General features: G+C 63.8%; 10 protein-coding genes. 8 read left to right on the top strand and 2 right to left on the bottom strand.

Features of this window, described 5'->3' with window-relative positions; all coding sequences use genetic code 11:
• Positions 1-199 precede the first annotated feature (199 nt).
• Positions 200-628: an alpha/beta fold hydrolase gene (locus AC1DRO_RS04810; RefSeq protein WP_476950156.1), complete on the bottom strand. Its 429-nt coding sequence runs from the start codon at positions 626-628 to the stop codon at positions 200-202.
• Between the two features lie 344 nt (positions 629-972).
• Between AC1DRO_RS04810 and AC1DRO_RS04805 the strand changes: the two genes are divergently transcribed.
• The 4 genes from AC1DRO_RS04805 (at position 973) to AC1DRO_RS04790 (ending at position 6751) form a co-directional block, all read left to right on the top strand.
• Complete coding sequence (locus AC1DRO_RS04805; protein WP_476950020.1) at positions 973-1677, top strand: class I SAM-dependent methyltransferase; 705 nt, start codon at positions 973-975, stop codon at positions 1675-1677.
• Positions 1678-2103: 426 nt separating this feature from the next.
• Positions 2104-3885, top strand: coding sequence for an ABC transporter family substrate-binding protein (locus AC1DRO_RS04800; protein ID WP_028275701.1), 1782 nt, complete (start codon positions 2104-2106; stop codon positions 3883-3885).
• 179 nt (positions 3886-4064) lie between these two features.
• The gene (locus tag AC1DRO_RS04795) at positions 4065-5606 is read left to right on the top strand and encodes an ABC transporter permease (RefSeq protein WP_028275700.1); all 1542 of its coding nucleotides are present in this window, start codon (positions 4065-4067) and stop codon (positions 5604-5606) included.
• Between the two features lie 26 nt (positions 5607-5632).
• Entirely contained in the window at positions 5633-6751 is a 1119-nt protein-coding gene (locus AC1DRO_RS04790; RefSeq protein WP_028275699.1) for an ABC transporter permease, read from the top strand.
• Between the two features lie 24 nt (positions 6752-6775).
• Here the strand turns inward: AC1DRO_RS04790 and AC1DRO_RS04785 are convergent, their stop codons facing one another.
• Positions 6776-7405, bottom strand: coding sequence for a PH domain-containing protein (locus AC1DRO_RS04785; protein WP_028275698.1), 630 nt, complete (start codon positions 7403-7405; stop codon positions 6776-6778).
• Positions 7406-7483: 78 nt separating this feature from the next.
• On the opposite strand from AC1DRO_RS04785, the gene AC1DRO_RS04780 reads away from it, so the two are divergent.
• The 4 genes from AC1DRO_RS04780 to AC1DRO_RS04765 all read left to right on the top strand — a co-directional run bounded on the left by AC1DRO_RS04780 (position 7484) and on the right by AC1DRO_RS04765 (position 13397).
• Positions 7484-9310 carry an ABC transporter ATP-binding protein gene (locus tag AC1DRO_RS04780; RefSeq protein WP_028275697.1) on the top strand — a complete coding sequence of 609 codons (1827 nt, stop codon included), beginning with the start codon at positions 7484-7486 and terminating at the stop codon, positions 9308-9310.
• A gap of 305 nt (positions 9311-9615) precedes the next feature.
• A complete protein-coding gene (locus AC1DRO_RS04775; protein WP_028275696.1) occupies positions 9616-11256 on the top strand; it encodes a peptide ABC transporter substrate-binding protein in 1641 nt (546 codons plus the stop codon).
• Positions 11257-11479: 223 nt separating this feature from the next.
• Entirely contained in the window at positions 11480-12409 is a 930-nt protein-coding gene (locus AC1DRO_RS04770) for an ABC transporter permease (protein WP_018773796.1), read from the top strand.
• Positions 12399-13397 (top strand): ABC transporter permease, encoded by a 999-nt coding sequence (locus tag AC1DRO_RS04765; protein WP_476950019.1) that lies wholly within the window; start codon positions 12399-12401, stop codon positions 13395-13397. Before AC1DRO_RS04770 ends, AC1DRO_RS04765 begins: the two co-directional genes overlap by 11 nt.
• The last annotated feature ends 11 nt before the right edge of the window (positions 13398-13408 follow it).

The following is a 13408-nucleotide window of genomic DNA, read 5'->3' as shown; positions in this document are numbered from 1 at the left end:
GACCACCTGCGCAGCGGTGTGACGAGGGCCGCGCAGGGAGTTCAAAGCAGACTTGTGTTCTATGCTGCGGGCGGGTTGCGGAAAGATCGCGGGCCAGCGGTTGCCAACGGCGGCCTGAATCCACAGGTCCTCGACCGTGCACCGCTGGTGGCGGAGACGTTTATTCGTTACGGAACGTCGTGGAGTTCCGCTTCAACGTCTAGTTTCTGATCTGCTTGAGGCCAAAAGCGATAGCCGCTAAGAACACGTGTTCTTGGCGGCTATCGCTTTTGCGAGCGGGTGAGGGCTTCACGGACGGTTGGTTATGAGGCGGACTCAAGCCAGGAGCTAACGGCGTCCCGTGCGGCGGCGGGCTGCTCGTGGAACAGGAAGTGGCCGGCACCCTCGACGACGGTGAACCGGGCCGTGGGCAGCGCTTTTCGAAATGCCCGCCTTCAACGAGCACGGACTGGCGCGCCCGCGCTTGGAGCTGCTCCGCGGAGTCGGCTCGGGCGGACGTGCTTACGAGTGCGAGAGCGGTGACGCGATCTGGCGCTTGTCGGATGACTTCGAGGGCGACGTACCCTCCCATGCTTGTTCCGAGAACAGCAATGTCGCCGACGTTCTCGCGGAGGATCCGTTCGGCCATGGCCGCAATGGTGTCGTCTTGCCGGGTGTCGGCCAAAGTGACTTGCCCGCGCGTCCAGACGGTATCGATCACCGGGGCGTAAGCGAGGGAAGAGCAGAGCAGAGGCGGTATCAGGACAATCTTCACGTTCTCAGTCTTGCTGCACCCGCCGACAATAAACTATCGACGCAGGCGTTCTGGCTCACGGTAATCATTTCGACCATCAGAACAGACCAACCGCGTTGATCCAACGAACGAAACCGAATCTGTTATCAACGGGCGATGCTTACGGGCTTTACGGCCAGGTTGTTAGGATCGGGCCGACCATACTGACCATGAGCGTTTACCCGAGAGAGCGAGGATCCGTGAAAGCCGACCATTATGACAGTTTTGCCGGGAGCTACTCGGCGGAAAACGAGTCTAGCCTCCTCAACGCCTACTACGAGCGGCCGGCGATGATTGACCTCGCCGGCGACGTCGACGGCCACCGGGTCCTGGATGCAGGGTGCGGCTCCGGGCCCCTGTCCGCGGCACTGAGCGCGAAGGGCGCGATCATGACCGGCTTCGATTCCAGTCCTGCGATGCTCGAATTTGCAAGACTGCGACTGGGCGCAACCGCGGATCTATACTTGGCCGACCTCAACAAGCAGCTCCCTTTCGCGGATGGCTCCTTCGACGACGTTGTCTCGTCCTTGGTCCTGCACTACCTGGAGGACTGGTCAGCGCCGCTTGCCGAACTGCGGCGCGTGCTGAAGCCGGGCGGTCGTCTGATCCTGTCGGTCAACCACCCCACGGTCAGCGTGATCACCCAACCAGCCGAGGACTACTTCGCCATCCGGCAGTACTCGGAGGATTACGAGTTCGATGGCGTGCCTGCGGTTCTGACTTTCTGGCACCGACCACTTCACGCGATGATCAACGCCTTCACATCGGCGGGATACCGCGTCGCCACCGTGAACGAACCAGGGCCATCTCCAGACACGCCGCACGAACTCCTTCCGCCGCGCATCCTCACCGGCGAGAAGACAGCATTCCTGTCCTTTATCTTCTTTGTCCTCGAAGCCGGCTGATGGCAGCTGAGGGACGTGAGGACACGAGCCGCCGCCGTCCCACGTTCACGCCAACGACCTGTCGCGATGGTCAACTGATGAGAAGGAGGCTCTTCGCCGCCCGGCAGCGCGGTAATTCTGCCAAGTAATTAAGGATTAACTGGAGGAGCCCCGATTCTCGGATCGGGGCTTTTCCCGTGTGCGGCGCTTTTATCCTTTTGTTACGCCGCGTCAACGTTTTGTGGGAAAGCTGGCCCTGCGGAACCTGCCCAATGTTGCAGCTCCATAACGAACTTTACGGTGAGTCAACTTTGGTGGCTCCAAACGGTCTTTGGGGTTACGCTTCATGCCATGTGAGACGGGCCACACTGCCGCTGGGGGAGTGTGGACGTCTGTCTGGCGCCTTCGGCGCCGGTCTCACCCACACCACAGAAACAAGGAGGCGGAATGCGCTTGGGTCGTATTTCCAAAGCAGTGGGCGTGGCGGCAGCAGCTGCCATCGCCCTCAGCGCCTGCGCGGGCAACAGCGGCGGGACAACCCCGACCACTGCGGCGGCAGCAAGCAAGCAAGGCGGATCGGCAACCGTAGTAGAGGTCAACGCGTTTAACACGTTCAACCCGAACACGGCCGATGGAAACACTGACATCAACTCGAAGGTCAGCTACGCCACGCACTCGGGCTTCTTCTACATCGACAACAAGCTCAACGTTGTCCGCAATGAGAAGTTCGGCAAGATGGAAAAGGTCTCTGACGATCCGCTGACGGTGAAGTACACCATCAACGACGGCGTGAAGTGGTCCGACGGCACTCCTGTTACCGCAGCCGACCTTGTGCTGCAGTGGGCCGCCTTCTCCGGTTACTACAACGACGCCGACGCGGAAGGTAAGACCGGAACGTCCTACTTCTCCTACGCCGGTGACCCCACCGGTATCGCCCTCACCGACTTCCCGGAACTCGGTGACGACGGCCGCAGCATGACGCTGAAGTACTCCAAGCCCTTCGCGGACTGGGAAATCGCCCTCGGCGGCCCCGGTATTGACATCCCCGCCCACGTCCTGGCCAAGAAGGCAGGCCTGGCGGACACCAAGGCGTTCATTGACCTGCTGAAGGGCATGCCCCGCGGCGATTCCAAGGCCCCCAAGCCGGCGAACGCCCAGCTCAAGGCTATGGCGGACATGTGGAACACCGGCTTTGACACCAAGACCCTGCCGGCCGATCCGAGCCTGTACCTCTCCAATGGCCCGTTCCTCGTCAAGAGCATCAACCAGGACCAGTCCCTGACCATGGTCAAGAACAAGGACTACAACTGGGGACCGGAAGCCAATCTGGACGAAATCACCGTCCGCTACATCGGTGAGGCACCCGCCCAGGTCCAGGCTCTCAAGAACGGCGAGGCGGACATCATCGCCCCGCAGGCATCCGCGGACACCGTGGAGCAGCTCAAGGCACTCGAAAGCCAGGGCGTGACGGTCGACGTCGGCAACCAGCTCGCGTACGACCACATCGACCTGAACTACTCCGGCCCGTTTGCCGACAAGAACGTCCGCGAGGCTTTCATGAAGGCCGTCCCGCGTGCGGACATCGTCGACAAGATCGTCAAGAAGCTGGATCCGAAGGCTGCACCGCTTGACTCCCAGCTCTTCGTTCCGGACCAGGCCCCGTACGCCGACTCGGCCAAGAACAATGGTTCCTCCGCCTACCAGGGTGTGGACATCGAGGGTGCCAAGAAGCTCCTCAACGGCGCCACCCCCGAAGTTCGCATCATGTACAACAAGGACAACCCCAACCGTGTTGACGCTTTCTCCCTGATCAGCGAGTCCGCCACCAAGGCCGGCTTCAAGATCGTCGACGGCGGCCTCGGCAAGTCTGACTGGGGCAAGGCCCTCGGTGACGGCAGCTACGATGCCACCATCTTCGGCTGGAGCAACTCGGGTGTCGGCGTGTCCGGCGTTCCGCAGATCTTCAAGTCCGGCAACGACTCCAACTTCAACCAGTTCAGCGACCCCGCAGCCGACAAGCTGATGGACGAACTGATTGTCACCACCGACAAGAGCAAGCAGGACGGCCTCGTTGCGCAGATCGACAAGATGATCTGGGATTCGGCCTACGGCCTGCCGCTGTTCCAGTCGGTTGGCGTGGACGCGTACAGCGACCGCATCACCGGTGTGAAGTACATGCCGAACCAGACCGGCGTTTGGTGGAACTTCTGGGAATGGGCACAGAAGTAGCCCGCGACCCCAAGTAACACTGCTGGAAAGGCGTCGGGACCACAGCTTCTTCGGTCCCGGCGCCTTTCTGGCGACATCCCTGACGATGCCGTGGTCCCGCCGCCACATCGGCGGGAACCGGCCAAACTCCGCGACCGGTCCGGGCAATCCCTGGGCCCGAATTCCGAGGTTCTATTCCAATGGTGACCTACATCTTCCGGCGGCTCGTGACTGCCGCCCTCATCCTTCTCGGTGCGTCCTACCTCGTATATCTCCTGACAGCGGCGTCCGGCGATCCCCTCGAGGAATTCCGCGCCAACCCCACGCCCCAGAAGCAGCAGCTCATGGACGCGAGGACCGAGCTCTTGCAGCTGGACACACCGGCCCCGCTGCGGTACTTCAAATGGTTCGGCGGCGCTGTCCAGTGCCTCGTTCCGTTCGCCAACTCCTGTGACCTCGGGAAAAACATCGCCGGTCAGCCCATCACCGAAGCCCTCGGCTTCGCGCTCGTCCAGACCCTGACCCTCGTCACCGCGGCAACGGTGCTCGCCATCCTGATTGGCATCACCCTGGGCATCGTCACCGCCCTGCGGCAGTACAGCACCCTGGATTACGGCGTGACGTTCATGGCCTTCCTGTTCTTCTCACTGCCGATCTTCTGGGTCGCCGTCCTGCTCAAGGAATTCGGCGCCATCGGCTTCAACGACTTCCTGCGCAACCCCGACGTGCCGCTGCCCGCGGCCCTCGGGATCGGCGTCGTCGTCGGCGCAGTGACAGCCGTCGCGGCGGGCGGCACCATGCGGCGCCGGCTGCTGGCCGGCGCCGTCGCCTTCGCCTTCGTCACCGCGGTGCTCATTTACTTCTCCGCCACCGAATGGTTCAAGACCCCGGGCCTTGGCCCCGTGGTCATCGCCATCGCCGGTGTCGGCATCGCGTTCGCCGTGACCCTGCTCTCCGCCGGGCTGAAAAACCGCAAGGCCCTGCAGTCGGCCCTGATCGCCGTCGGCGTCGGAGTCGTGCTCTACTTCCTCCTTCAGCCGCTGCTCAATGAGGCCACATTCCTGATGATCGTGCTCCTGGCGGTCGCCTTCGTCCTGATCGGCATGGGCATCGGCTACCTGGTGGGCGGCTACGACCGCGGGCAGTCCATGCGGGCGGCAGCCATCACCTCGTTCCTGGTCGGCTTCCTGATCCTGCTGGACCGGTACATGCAGGCGTGGCCCAGCTACTTCAACAACAGCCGTGTGCGCGGCCGGCCGATCGCCACCATCGGTGCCAGCACGCCGAACATCCAGGGCGACTTCTGGGTCCTGAGCCTTGACTCCTTCACCCACCTGATCCTGCCCACCCTGGCCCTGATCCTCATTTCACTTGCCAGCTACACCCGCTTCACCAGGGCCTCGATGCTCGAAATCATGAACATGGACTACATCCGCACGGCCCGGGCCAAAGGTCTGAGCGAGCGGACCGTCATCATGCGCCACGCCTTCCGCAACGCCCTGATCCCGATCGCCACGATCGTGGCCTTCGACATTGGGGCGCTGATTGGCGGTGCCGTCATCACCGAAACCGTCTTCTCGGTCCGCGGCATGGGCTTCCTGTTCCTGGACGGGATCGCGCACACCGATCCCAACCCGGTCATGGGCGTCTTCATCTGCGTGGCCATCACGGCCATGGTCTTCAACCTCATCGCGGACCTCGCCTACTCCGCACTGGATCCGCGCGTAAGGGTAAAAGCATGAGCCAGCCAAGTCAGCAGGAAGTAATCATGGCCGAAGACGAAGCCTCGCGGATATCAGCCGCGGCCGGCGTTGAGCCGGTCCTTGAGGCCAAGGGCCTCAGCCAGGGCCAGATCGTCCGGAAGCGTTTCCTCGGACACTCCGGCGCCATTATCGGCCTCGTGGTGTTCGCCTTCATTTTCATCCTGGCCTTCACCTCGGTGGGCTACCTGGGAATCCCCGGCTGGTGGAAGTACTCCCACACGCAAGTCTCGCCACTGGTCAACGGCGGCGCGCCCACCTCCTCGCTGTGGCCGCTGGCCTGGGGCGAACATCCGTTCGGCCAGGACCGGATCGGCCGCGACCTCTTCGCCATGACCATGCGCGGCGCGCAGCAGTCCATCACCATCATGATCGTGATCGGCCTCATCGCCGGCCTGATCGGCGTCGTGGTCGGTGCCATCTCCGGCTACTTCCGCGGCTGGTCCGAGGCCATCCTGATGCGCCTGACCGACGTCATCATCATCATTCCGGCCCTGTTGCTGGCCGCCGTCATGGCCGCCCTCGCCGGCCGCCGGGACCAGGGGAGCTGGTTCGCCTCCTTCGCCAGCACCAACGGCGTTCTGGCCCTCGGGATCTTCCTGGGCCTGATCAGCTGGGTCGCCCTGGCCCGGCTGATGCGCGGCGAATTCCTGTCCCTGCGCGAACGCGAGTTCGTGGATGCGGCCCGGATTTCCGGCGCCAGCAACGCCAGGATCATCTTCAAGCACATCCTGCCCAACGCTGTCGGCGTGCTGATCGTGAACGTGACCCTGACCATGTCCGCCGCGATCCTCACCGAGACGGCGCTGAGCTACCTCGGCGTCGGCGTCAAGGCCCCGGACACGTCACTGGGCCTGCTCATCTCCCAGAACCAGCAGGCTTTCGCCACACGGCCCTGGCTCTTCTGGTTCCCGGGCATGTTCATTGTGCTCATCTGCCTCAGCATCAACTTCATCGGCGACGGCCTGAGGGACGCCTTTGACCCACGGCAGAAGAAGTTCAATGCCAAGAAGGCGGCCGATCATGGGGGTGCCGCGGTGCAGGCAGGTACCGTCACCGGACTTGGCGCCTCGGCGCCTGAGGATCCTCGCAACGACGGGCCGTCTGACGGAACACGGGGCCAGTAGATGCCGGCCCCCTGCACGACCGCTCTAACCGGCGGTAATCGCCAGGTAGCTTGCCGCCAGGAGCAGTACGACGGCGCCAATCGCCACCCAGCGGACTGTCACCGTTGCCGCGGTGCTGGCGGCGTCGCCTGCGGCGAGCTGCCCGCCTTCCACGAGGTCATGCCACCGCGCCCGCACCATCATGGCAGCCTGGCCGGAGTCCGTGGTCTTCAGATCTCCCGGACGGACCGACTTGCCGGGACCGTAAGTGGTTGCCGGCAGGCCGTGGAGGTCCTCCGGGCGGGCATGGCGGCCGCCCCAGATACCGGGGGCGGGCGCGGCCCAGGAGGTGTAGCTCTTCCGGGCGGTGACCAGCGTCAGTGCAAAACGGGTATCGACGTGCACCAGCGCTGCCCACGGCACCTCGATCGAGCGGAACGGATTCTCCAGGGTGACGCCGGCATCGTGGACTACAACGGACGGCATCCAGAACAGTTGCCAGCCCATGAAGGCAATGAAGGCCAGCGGGGCGATGCCGCCCAGCGCCCCCGGACCCGCCATGACGACCGTGACCACGACACCGAACGCGGCCACCGCCCAGGACAGCAACGCGAACCACTTGTTGGTTCGTGCTTTGAAGACTTCAACATTTCCGGCGTGCGGCGTAGAGCTCATGCCCCCAATAATTCAGTATTCCGAGCCGCAGCACTAATCCCCGGTGCACCGGCGGCCCGGGCGGAAGGATAGCCCAACATGACTGACTTCATCACCCTCGATCCGCCGGCGTCACCTGTGCCTGGCAAAGGCGAAACTGTCCTGGAGGTCCGGGATCTCAGCGTGGATTTCGGCGTGGACAAGAAATGGGTCCCGGCAGCGATCGGCCTGAACTACGAGGTCCGGGCCGGCGAAGTACTCGCCATCGTGGGGGAGTCCGGCTCCGGAAAGAGCGCCAGTTCAATGGCGCTGCTGGGTCTGCTGCCCAGTAACAGCCGTGTGACAGGAAGTGTCAAGCTCGCCGGCCGTGAGCTGCTGGGGAGCAATGAGGCCAATATCCGCGCGGTGCGCGGCAAGGACGTCGCGGTGATCTTCCAGGAGCCGATGACGGCCCTGAACCCGGTGTACACCGTGGGGTCGCAGATTGTTGAAACTGTGCGTCTGCACAACGAAGTTTCCCCGGAAGAAGCCCGGCTCCGGGCCCTGCGCATGCTGGAACTTGTCGAACTGCCGGATCCGGAGAAGGCCTTCCGGTCCTACCCGCACCAGCTTTCCGGCGGCCAGCGCCAGCGCGCCATGATCGCCCAGTCGCTCTCCTGCGACCCGAAGCTGCTCATTGCCGATGAGCCGACCACGGCCCTCGACGTGACCGTCCAGGCCGAAATCCTTGACCTCATGCGCAACCTGCGGAACAAACTGGACAGTGCCATTGTGCTCATCACCCACGACATGGGAGTGGTGGCCGACCTCGCCGACCGGATCGCCGTCATGCGCAAGGGCCTGATCGTGGAGACGGGCACGGCAGCGCAGATCTTCCACAACCCGCAGCACGAGTACACCAAGGCGCTGCTGGCTGCGGTCCCGCACCTGGGTCAGGGTGGCGCGGATTCCACGGCGGACGTGGACGTCACCGCCGCCCTCGCCGCCGCGACCCACGTCGAGATCCTCTCCATTCCGGAAGACGAGCTGATCCGGCGGGAGCGCGAAAACGCCGCCGCCTTGGCCGCGGCCGAAGCGGCCAAGCCGAAGGGCGAGCCGGTCCTGGAGCTCACCGATGTCGCCATCGAGTACCCAAAGCAGGGCCGGGTGCCGGCCTTCCGTGCCGTGGAAGGGGCCAACCTGGTCATCTATCCAGGCCAGGTGGTCGGTCTCGTCGGCGAGTCGGGCTCCGGAAAGACCACCATCGGCCGGGCCGCCGTCGGCCTGCTGCCGGTGGCGGCAGGCACTATGCGGGTAGTCGGGCAGGACATTTCAGCAGCCAAGAGGAACGGCCGGCAGCTCCACGAGATGCGCCGGCATGTCGGCATGGTGTTCCAGGATCCGTCGTCGTCCCTGAACCCCAGGCTACCCATCGGGGAAAGCATCGGGGAGCCGATGTTCCTGGCACGGGCCGCAAAGGGCGCCGACCTGCAGCGGCGGATTGAGGCGCTGCTGGACCAGGTCGAGCTGCCGCGCGACTACCGCAACCGCTACCCGCACGAGCTCTCCGGCGGCCAGAAGCAGCGCGTGGGGATCGCGCGGGCCCTCTCGCTCAAGCCCAAGCTGATGGTCGCCGACGAGCCCACCTCCGCCCTCGACGTCTCAGTCCAGGCCAAGGTGCTCGATCTGTTCCAGAACCTGCAGAAGGAACTGGGGTTCGCCTGCCTCTTCGTCACCCATGACCTCGCGGTGGTGGACGTGCTCGCAGACCGGATCTGTGTCATGCAGCGCGGCAGGATCGTGGAGCAGGGGACCCGCGACCAGATCCTCCGCAATCCCCAGGAGCCCTACACCCAGCGGCTTTTGGCGGCGGTTCCGCTGCCGGATCCGGACAGGCAGCGAGAGCGCCGCGAACTGCGCGCGCAGCTGCTGTCAGGGGCCAGCTGAGGCTTACCCCGAGGGGGCTGGAACGGGGCCGAAAACCGGCAGATTCCAGTTAAGCGCGAGTAACCCAGGTCACACTGCGGGCGAATACTACCAGTCAGTAGCGTGTGACTTGAAATACCCTCCACTTGACGTTAATCGTCATGAGATTGTCGGATCACGGTTTGGCAACAGAGTTCCAACATTTGGACGGTTTAGGGCTAGGCTACTTCCATATGTAGGCCACGTCACAGGGGATACCCCTGTGCTTGCTTACGGGGAAGCATAAGTTTTTCCCTCACGAACTCCCACAACTCATAGGAGGCGGAATGCGTTTTTCGCGCACTTCCAAAGCACTGGGCATGGTGGCTATCGCCGCCCTCGCCCTGACCGGATGCGGTGCCAGCGGCTCCGCGACCGGTAGCGGCAGTACCGGCGGCGACACCAGCAAAGTGATCCTCGCCGACGGCTCCGAACCCCAGCGTCCCCTCATGCCCGCCGACACCAACGAAGTCGGCGGTGGCAAGGTCATCGACATGATCTTCGCGGGTCTGGTCAGCTACGACCCCAGCGGCAAGCCGGTCAACGAACTCGCCGAGTCCATCGAGGGCAAGGACGGCCAGCACTTCACCATCAAGGTCAAGAAGGGCCAGAAGTTCACGAACGGCGAGGCCATCACGGCCAAGTCCTTCGTCGATTCCTGGAACTTCGGCGCCGCAGCCAAGAACGCCCAGCTCAGCGGTGGCTTCTTCGAAAGCATCAAGGGCTACGACGAAGCCAGCGCAGAAGGCTCCAAGGTTGAGACCATGTCCGGCCTGAAGGTCGTTGACGACCAGACGTTCACCGTCGAACTGAAGCAGCCGGAATCTGACTGGCCGCTTCGCCTTGGCTACACCGCGTTTGTTCCGGTTCCCTCCGGTGCCCTGAAGGACCCGAAGGGCTTCGGCGAGAAGCCGGTCGGCAATGGTCCGTACAAGCTCGCGGACGGCGGCTGGCAGCACAACGTGCAGATCCAGCTCGTTCCGAACCCGGACTACAACGGCCCGCGCAAGGCCAAGAACGCCGGCGTAACGTTCAAGATCTACCAGAACGACGACTCGGCGTACCAGGACCTGATGTCCAACAACCTGGACATCCTGCAGACCATCCCGACCAGCGCGCTGAAGAACTTCAAGTCTGACCTCGGCGACCGCACCATCAACAAGCCGTACGCCGGCAACCAGACCATCGCCATCCCGGAATACCTGCCGGAATGGAGCGGCGAGGCCGGCAAGCTCCGCCGCCAGGCGATCTCCATGGCGATCAACCGCGAAGAGATCACCAAGGTGATCTTCAACGGCGCACGCCAGCCCGCCAAGGACTTCACGGCCCCCGTGCTTGACGGCTACAGCGACTCGATCGCCGGAGCCGAGAACCTGACTTTCAACGCCGACAAGGCCAAGGAAGCCTGGGCCAAGGCCGACGCCATCCAGAAGTGGGACGCGAACAAGACGTTCACCATTGCCTACAACGCCGACAAGGGCGGACACAAGGCCTGGGTTGAGGCAGTAGTCAACCAGCTCAAGAACACGCTCGGCATCAAGGTTGAAGGCAAGCCGTACGCCACCTTCAAGGAAGCCCGCAACGACGCCACCGCCAAGACCCTCACCGGCTCCATCCGTGCCGGCTGGCAGGCAGACTACCCGTCGCTGTACAACTTCCTCGGCCCGATCTACAAGACCGGTGCCGGCTCCAACGACGCCAGCTACGCCAACCCGACGTTCGACAAGGCCATCTCCGACGGCCTGAACGCCGCCTCGGTCAGCGACGGCAACAAGGCCATGAACAAGGCCCAGGAGATCCTCCTGACGGATCTGCCGGCCATCCCCCTGTGGTACCAGGTTGCCCAGGGCGGCTGGAGCGACAAGGTCTCCAACGTCGACTACGGCTGGGACGGCGTCCCGCTGTACTACAACGTAACCGGTAAGTAACAACAAAACGACGGCGGGGGCCGCCCATACTGGGGCCTCCGCCGTCGTCGTGTTTCCCCTCCATTTATTTTCTTGGTGCCCGGCTCTTTCGGGCGAACTTTTCGCAGCCCTGCCGCCGTGAGCAAACCGGCGCCGGCCTGCATCCATAGTGAAAAGGTTCTTTGATGAACAACTCCGCCGCATCCCTGGACAGGATGCCTGCCAACGAGGGTGTGACTCGCTGATGTCGACATACATCCTCAAGCGTTTCCTGCAACTGATTCCCGTCTTCCTGGGCGCAACACTGCTGGTCTATTTCCTGGTCTTCAGCCTGCCCGGTGACCCCATCGTGGCCCTGTTCGGCGACAAGCCGGTGAACGAGGCGGTCGCAGCCAAGCTGCGCATGCAGTACCACCTGGACCAGCCGTTCTGGATGCAATACCTGCTTTACCTCAAGAGCATCTTCACGTTTGATCTCGGCCAGGACTTCTCCGGACGCCCCATCGCCGCCGTGCTCGGCGAGGTCTTCCCCGTCACGGCGCGGCTGGCCATCATGGCGCTGATCTTCGAGGCCTTTTTCGGCATCGTCTTCGGCCTTATCGCCGGCCTGCGCAAGGGCAAGCTCTTTGACGCCACGGTCCTGGTCGCGTCCCTGGTTGTGATCGGCATCCCGATCTTCGTCCTGGGCTTCCTGCTGCAGTTCACCATCGGAGTCCAGCTCGGCTGGGCCAAGCCGACCGTCAGCTCCGCGGCGACCATCCCGGACCTCATCCTGCCGGCGATCGTGCTGGGACTGGGATCGTTCGCCTATGTCCTGCGCCTGACCCGCACGTCCGTCATCGAAAACATGAACGCCGACTACGTCCGCACCGCCACCGCCAAGGGCCTCTCCCGGTTCCAGGTGGTCCGCGTGCACATCCTGCGCAACTCCCTGATTCCCGTCATTACGTTCCTGGGCGCCGATCTCGGTGCCTTGATGGGCGGCGCAATCGTCACTGAAGGCATCTTCAACGTCCCGGGCGTAGGCAACCGGCTCTACCGGGCCGTGCTGTCCGGGGAAGGGCCCACGGTGGTCTCGATCGTCACCGTCCTGGTGCTGATCTACTGCCTGTCCAACCTGCTCGTTGACCTGCTTTACGGCTGGCTTGACCCGAGGATCCGTTATGACTCCTGATTACACCACCACCACCGCACGGCACGCCGATTCCCGCCGCCCGGCCCGCCGGACCGAGCACTTCGTGGCCGATGTCTCCGAGACCCCGCTCCAGGTAACGGACCGGGTCAAGGACGAAGCCGCACCGCTGAGCCTGTGGGGCGAGGCCTGGAAGAACCTGCGCAAGCAGCCGCTCTTCCTCATCTCCGCGTTCCTGATCCTGGTGGTCGTCGCGGTCTCCGTCTTCCCGGGAATGTTCTCGCAGATCGACCCCACGTCGGAGGCCTGCCAGTTGGCCAACTCCGACGCGGGCCCCGCAGCGGGCCACCCGCTGGGCTTCACCCAGCAGGGCTGCGACGTCTACGCCCGTGTCATCTTCGGCACGCGGTCCTCGGTGACGGTGGGCCTCTTCACCACCATCGGAGTGCTGCTGATCGGCGGCATCCTGGGTGCCGTCGCCGGCTATTACGGCGGCTGGATCGACTCGGTCCTGGCCCGCATCAATGACATCTTCTTCGCCCTGCCCCTGATCCTGGGCGCGATCGTGATGATGCAGCTGCCGATGTTCCGGACGAACAAGACCGTGTGGACCCTCGTGCTCATTCTGGTCATCTTCGGCTGGCCGCAGATTGCCCGCATTACCCGCGGCGCCGTCATCGAGGTCCGGAACGCCGACTTCGTCACGGCCGCCCGGTCGCTGGGCGTCTCGAAGTTCGGCGCCCTCATGCGTCACGTGATGCCGAACTCGCTGGCCCCGATCATCGTCGTGGCCACCATCTCCCTCGGCACGTTCATCGTGGCCGAATCCACGCTGTCCTTCCTGGGCATCGGGCTGCCGCCCAGCGTCATGTCCTGGGGCAACGACATCCAGGCGGCGCAGGCCTCGCTCCGGTCCAACCCGATGCCGCTGCTCTACCCGGCCATCGCGCTGTCCATCACCGTCCTGAGCTTCATCATGCTGGGCGACGCCCTGCGTGATGCCCTCGATCCCAAAGCCCGCAAGCGATGAAAGGGGACACC

The organism is Arthrobacter sp. P4_F11 (assembly GCF_056401395.1).
Note: the sequence above shows the minus strand (reverse complement) of the source record. Positions and strands in the feature narration are given on the sequence as shown.

Coding starts and splice junctions, on each gene's coding strand:
- AC1DRO_RS04800 (WP_028275701.1), top strand. CDS start 2,104: ATGCGCTTGGGTCGTATTTCCAAAGCAGTGGGCGTGGCGGCAGCAGCT.
- AC1DRO_RS04765 (WP_476950019.1), top strand. CDS start 12,399: ATGACTCCTGATTACACCACCACCACCGCACGGCACGCCGATTCCCGC.
- AC1DRO_RS04780 (WP_028275697.1), top strand. CDS start 7,484: ATGACTGACTTCATCACCCTCGATCCGCCGGCGTCACCTGTGCCTGGC.
- AC1DRO_RS04810 (WP_476950156.1), bottom strand. CDS start 628: ATGGCCGAACGGATCCTCCGCGAGAACGTCGGCGACATTGCTGTTCTC.
- AC1DRO_RS04790 (WP_028275699.1), top strand. CDS start 5,633: ATGGCCGAAGACGAAGCCTCGCGGATATCAGCCGCGGCCGGCGTTGAG.
- AC1DRO_RS04795 (WP_028275700.1), top strand. CDS start 4,065: ATGGTGACCTACATCTTCCGGCGGCTCGTGACTGCCGCCCTCATCCTT.
- AC1DRO_RS04770 (WP_018773796.1), top strand. CDS start 11,480: ATGTCGACATACATCCTCAAGCGTTTCCTGCAACTGATTCCCGTCTTC.
- AC1DRO_RS04775 (WP_028275696.1), top strand. CDS start 9,616: ATGCGTTTTTCGCGCACTTCCAAAGCACTGGGCATGGTGGCTATCGCC.
- AC1DRO_RS04785 (WP_028275698.1), bottom strand. CDS start 7,405: ATGAGCTCTACGCCGCACGCCGGAAATGTTGAAGTCTTCAAAGCACGA.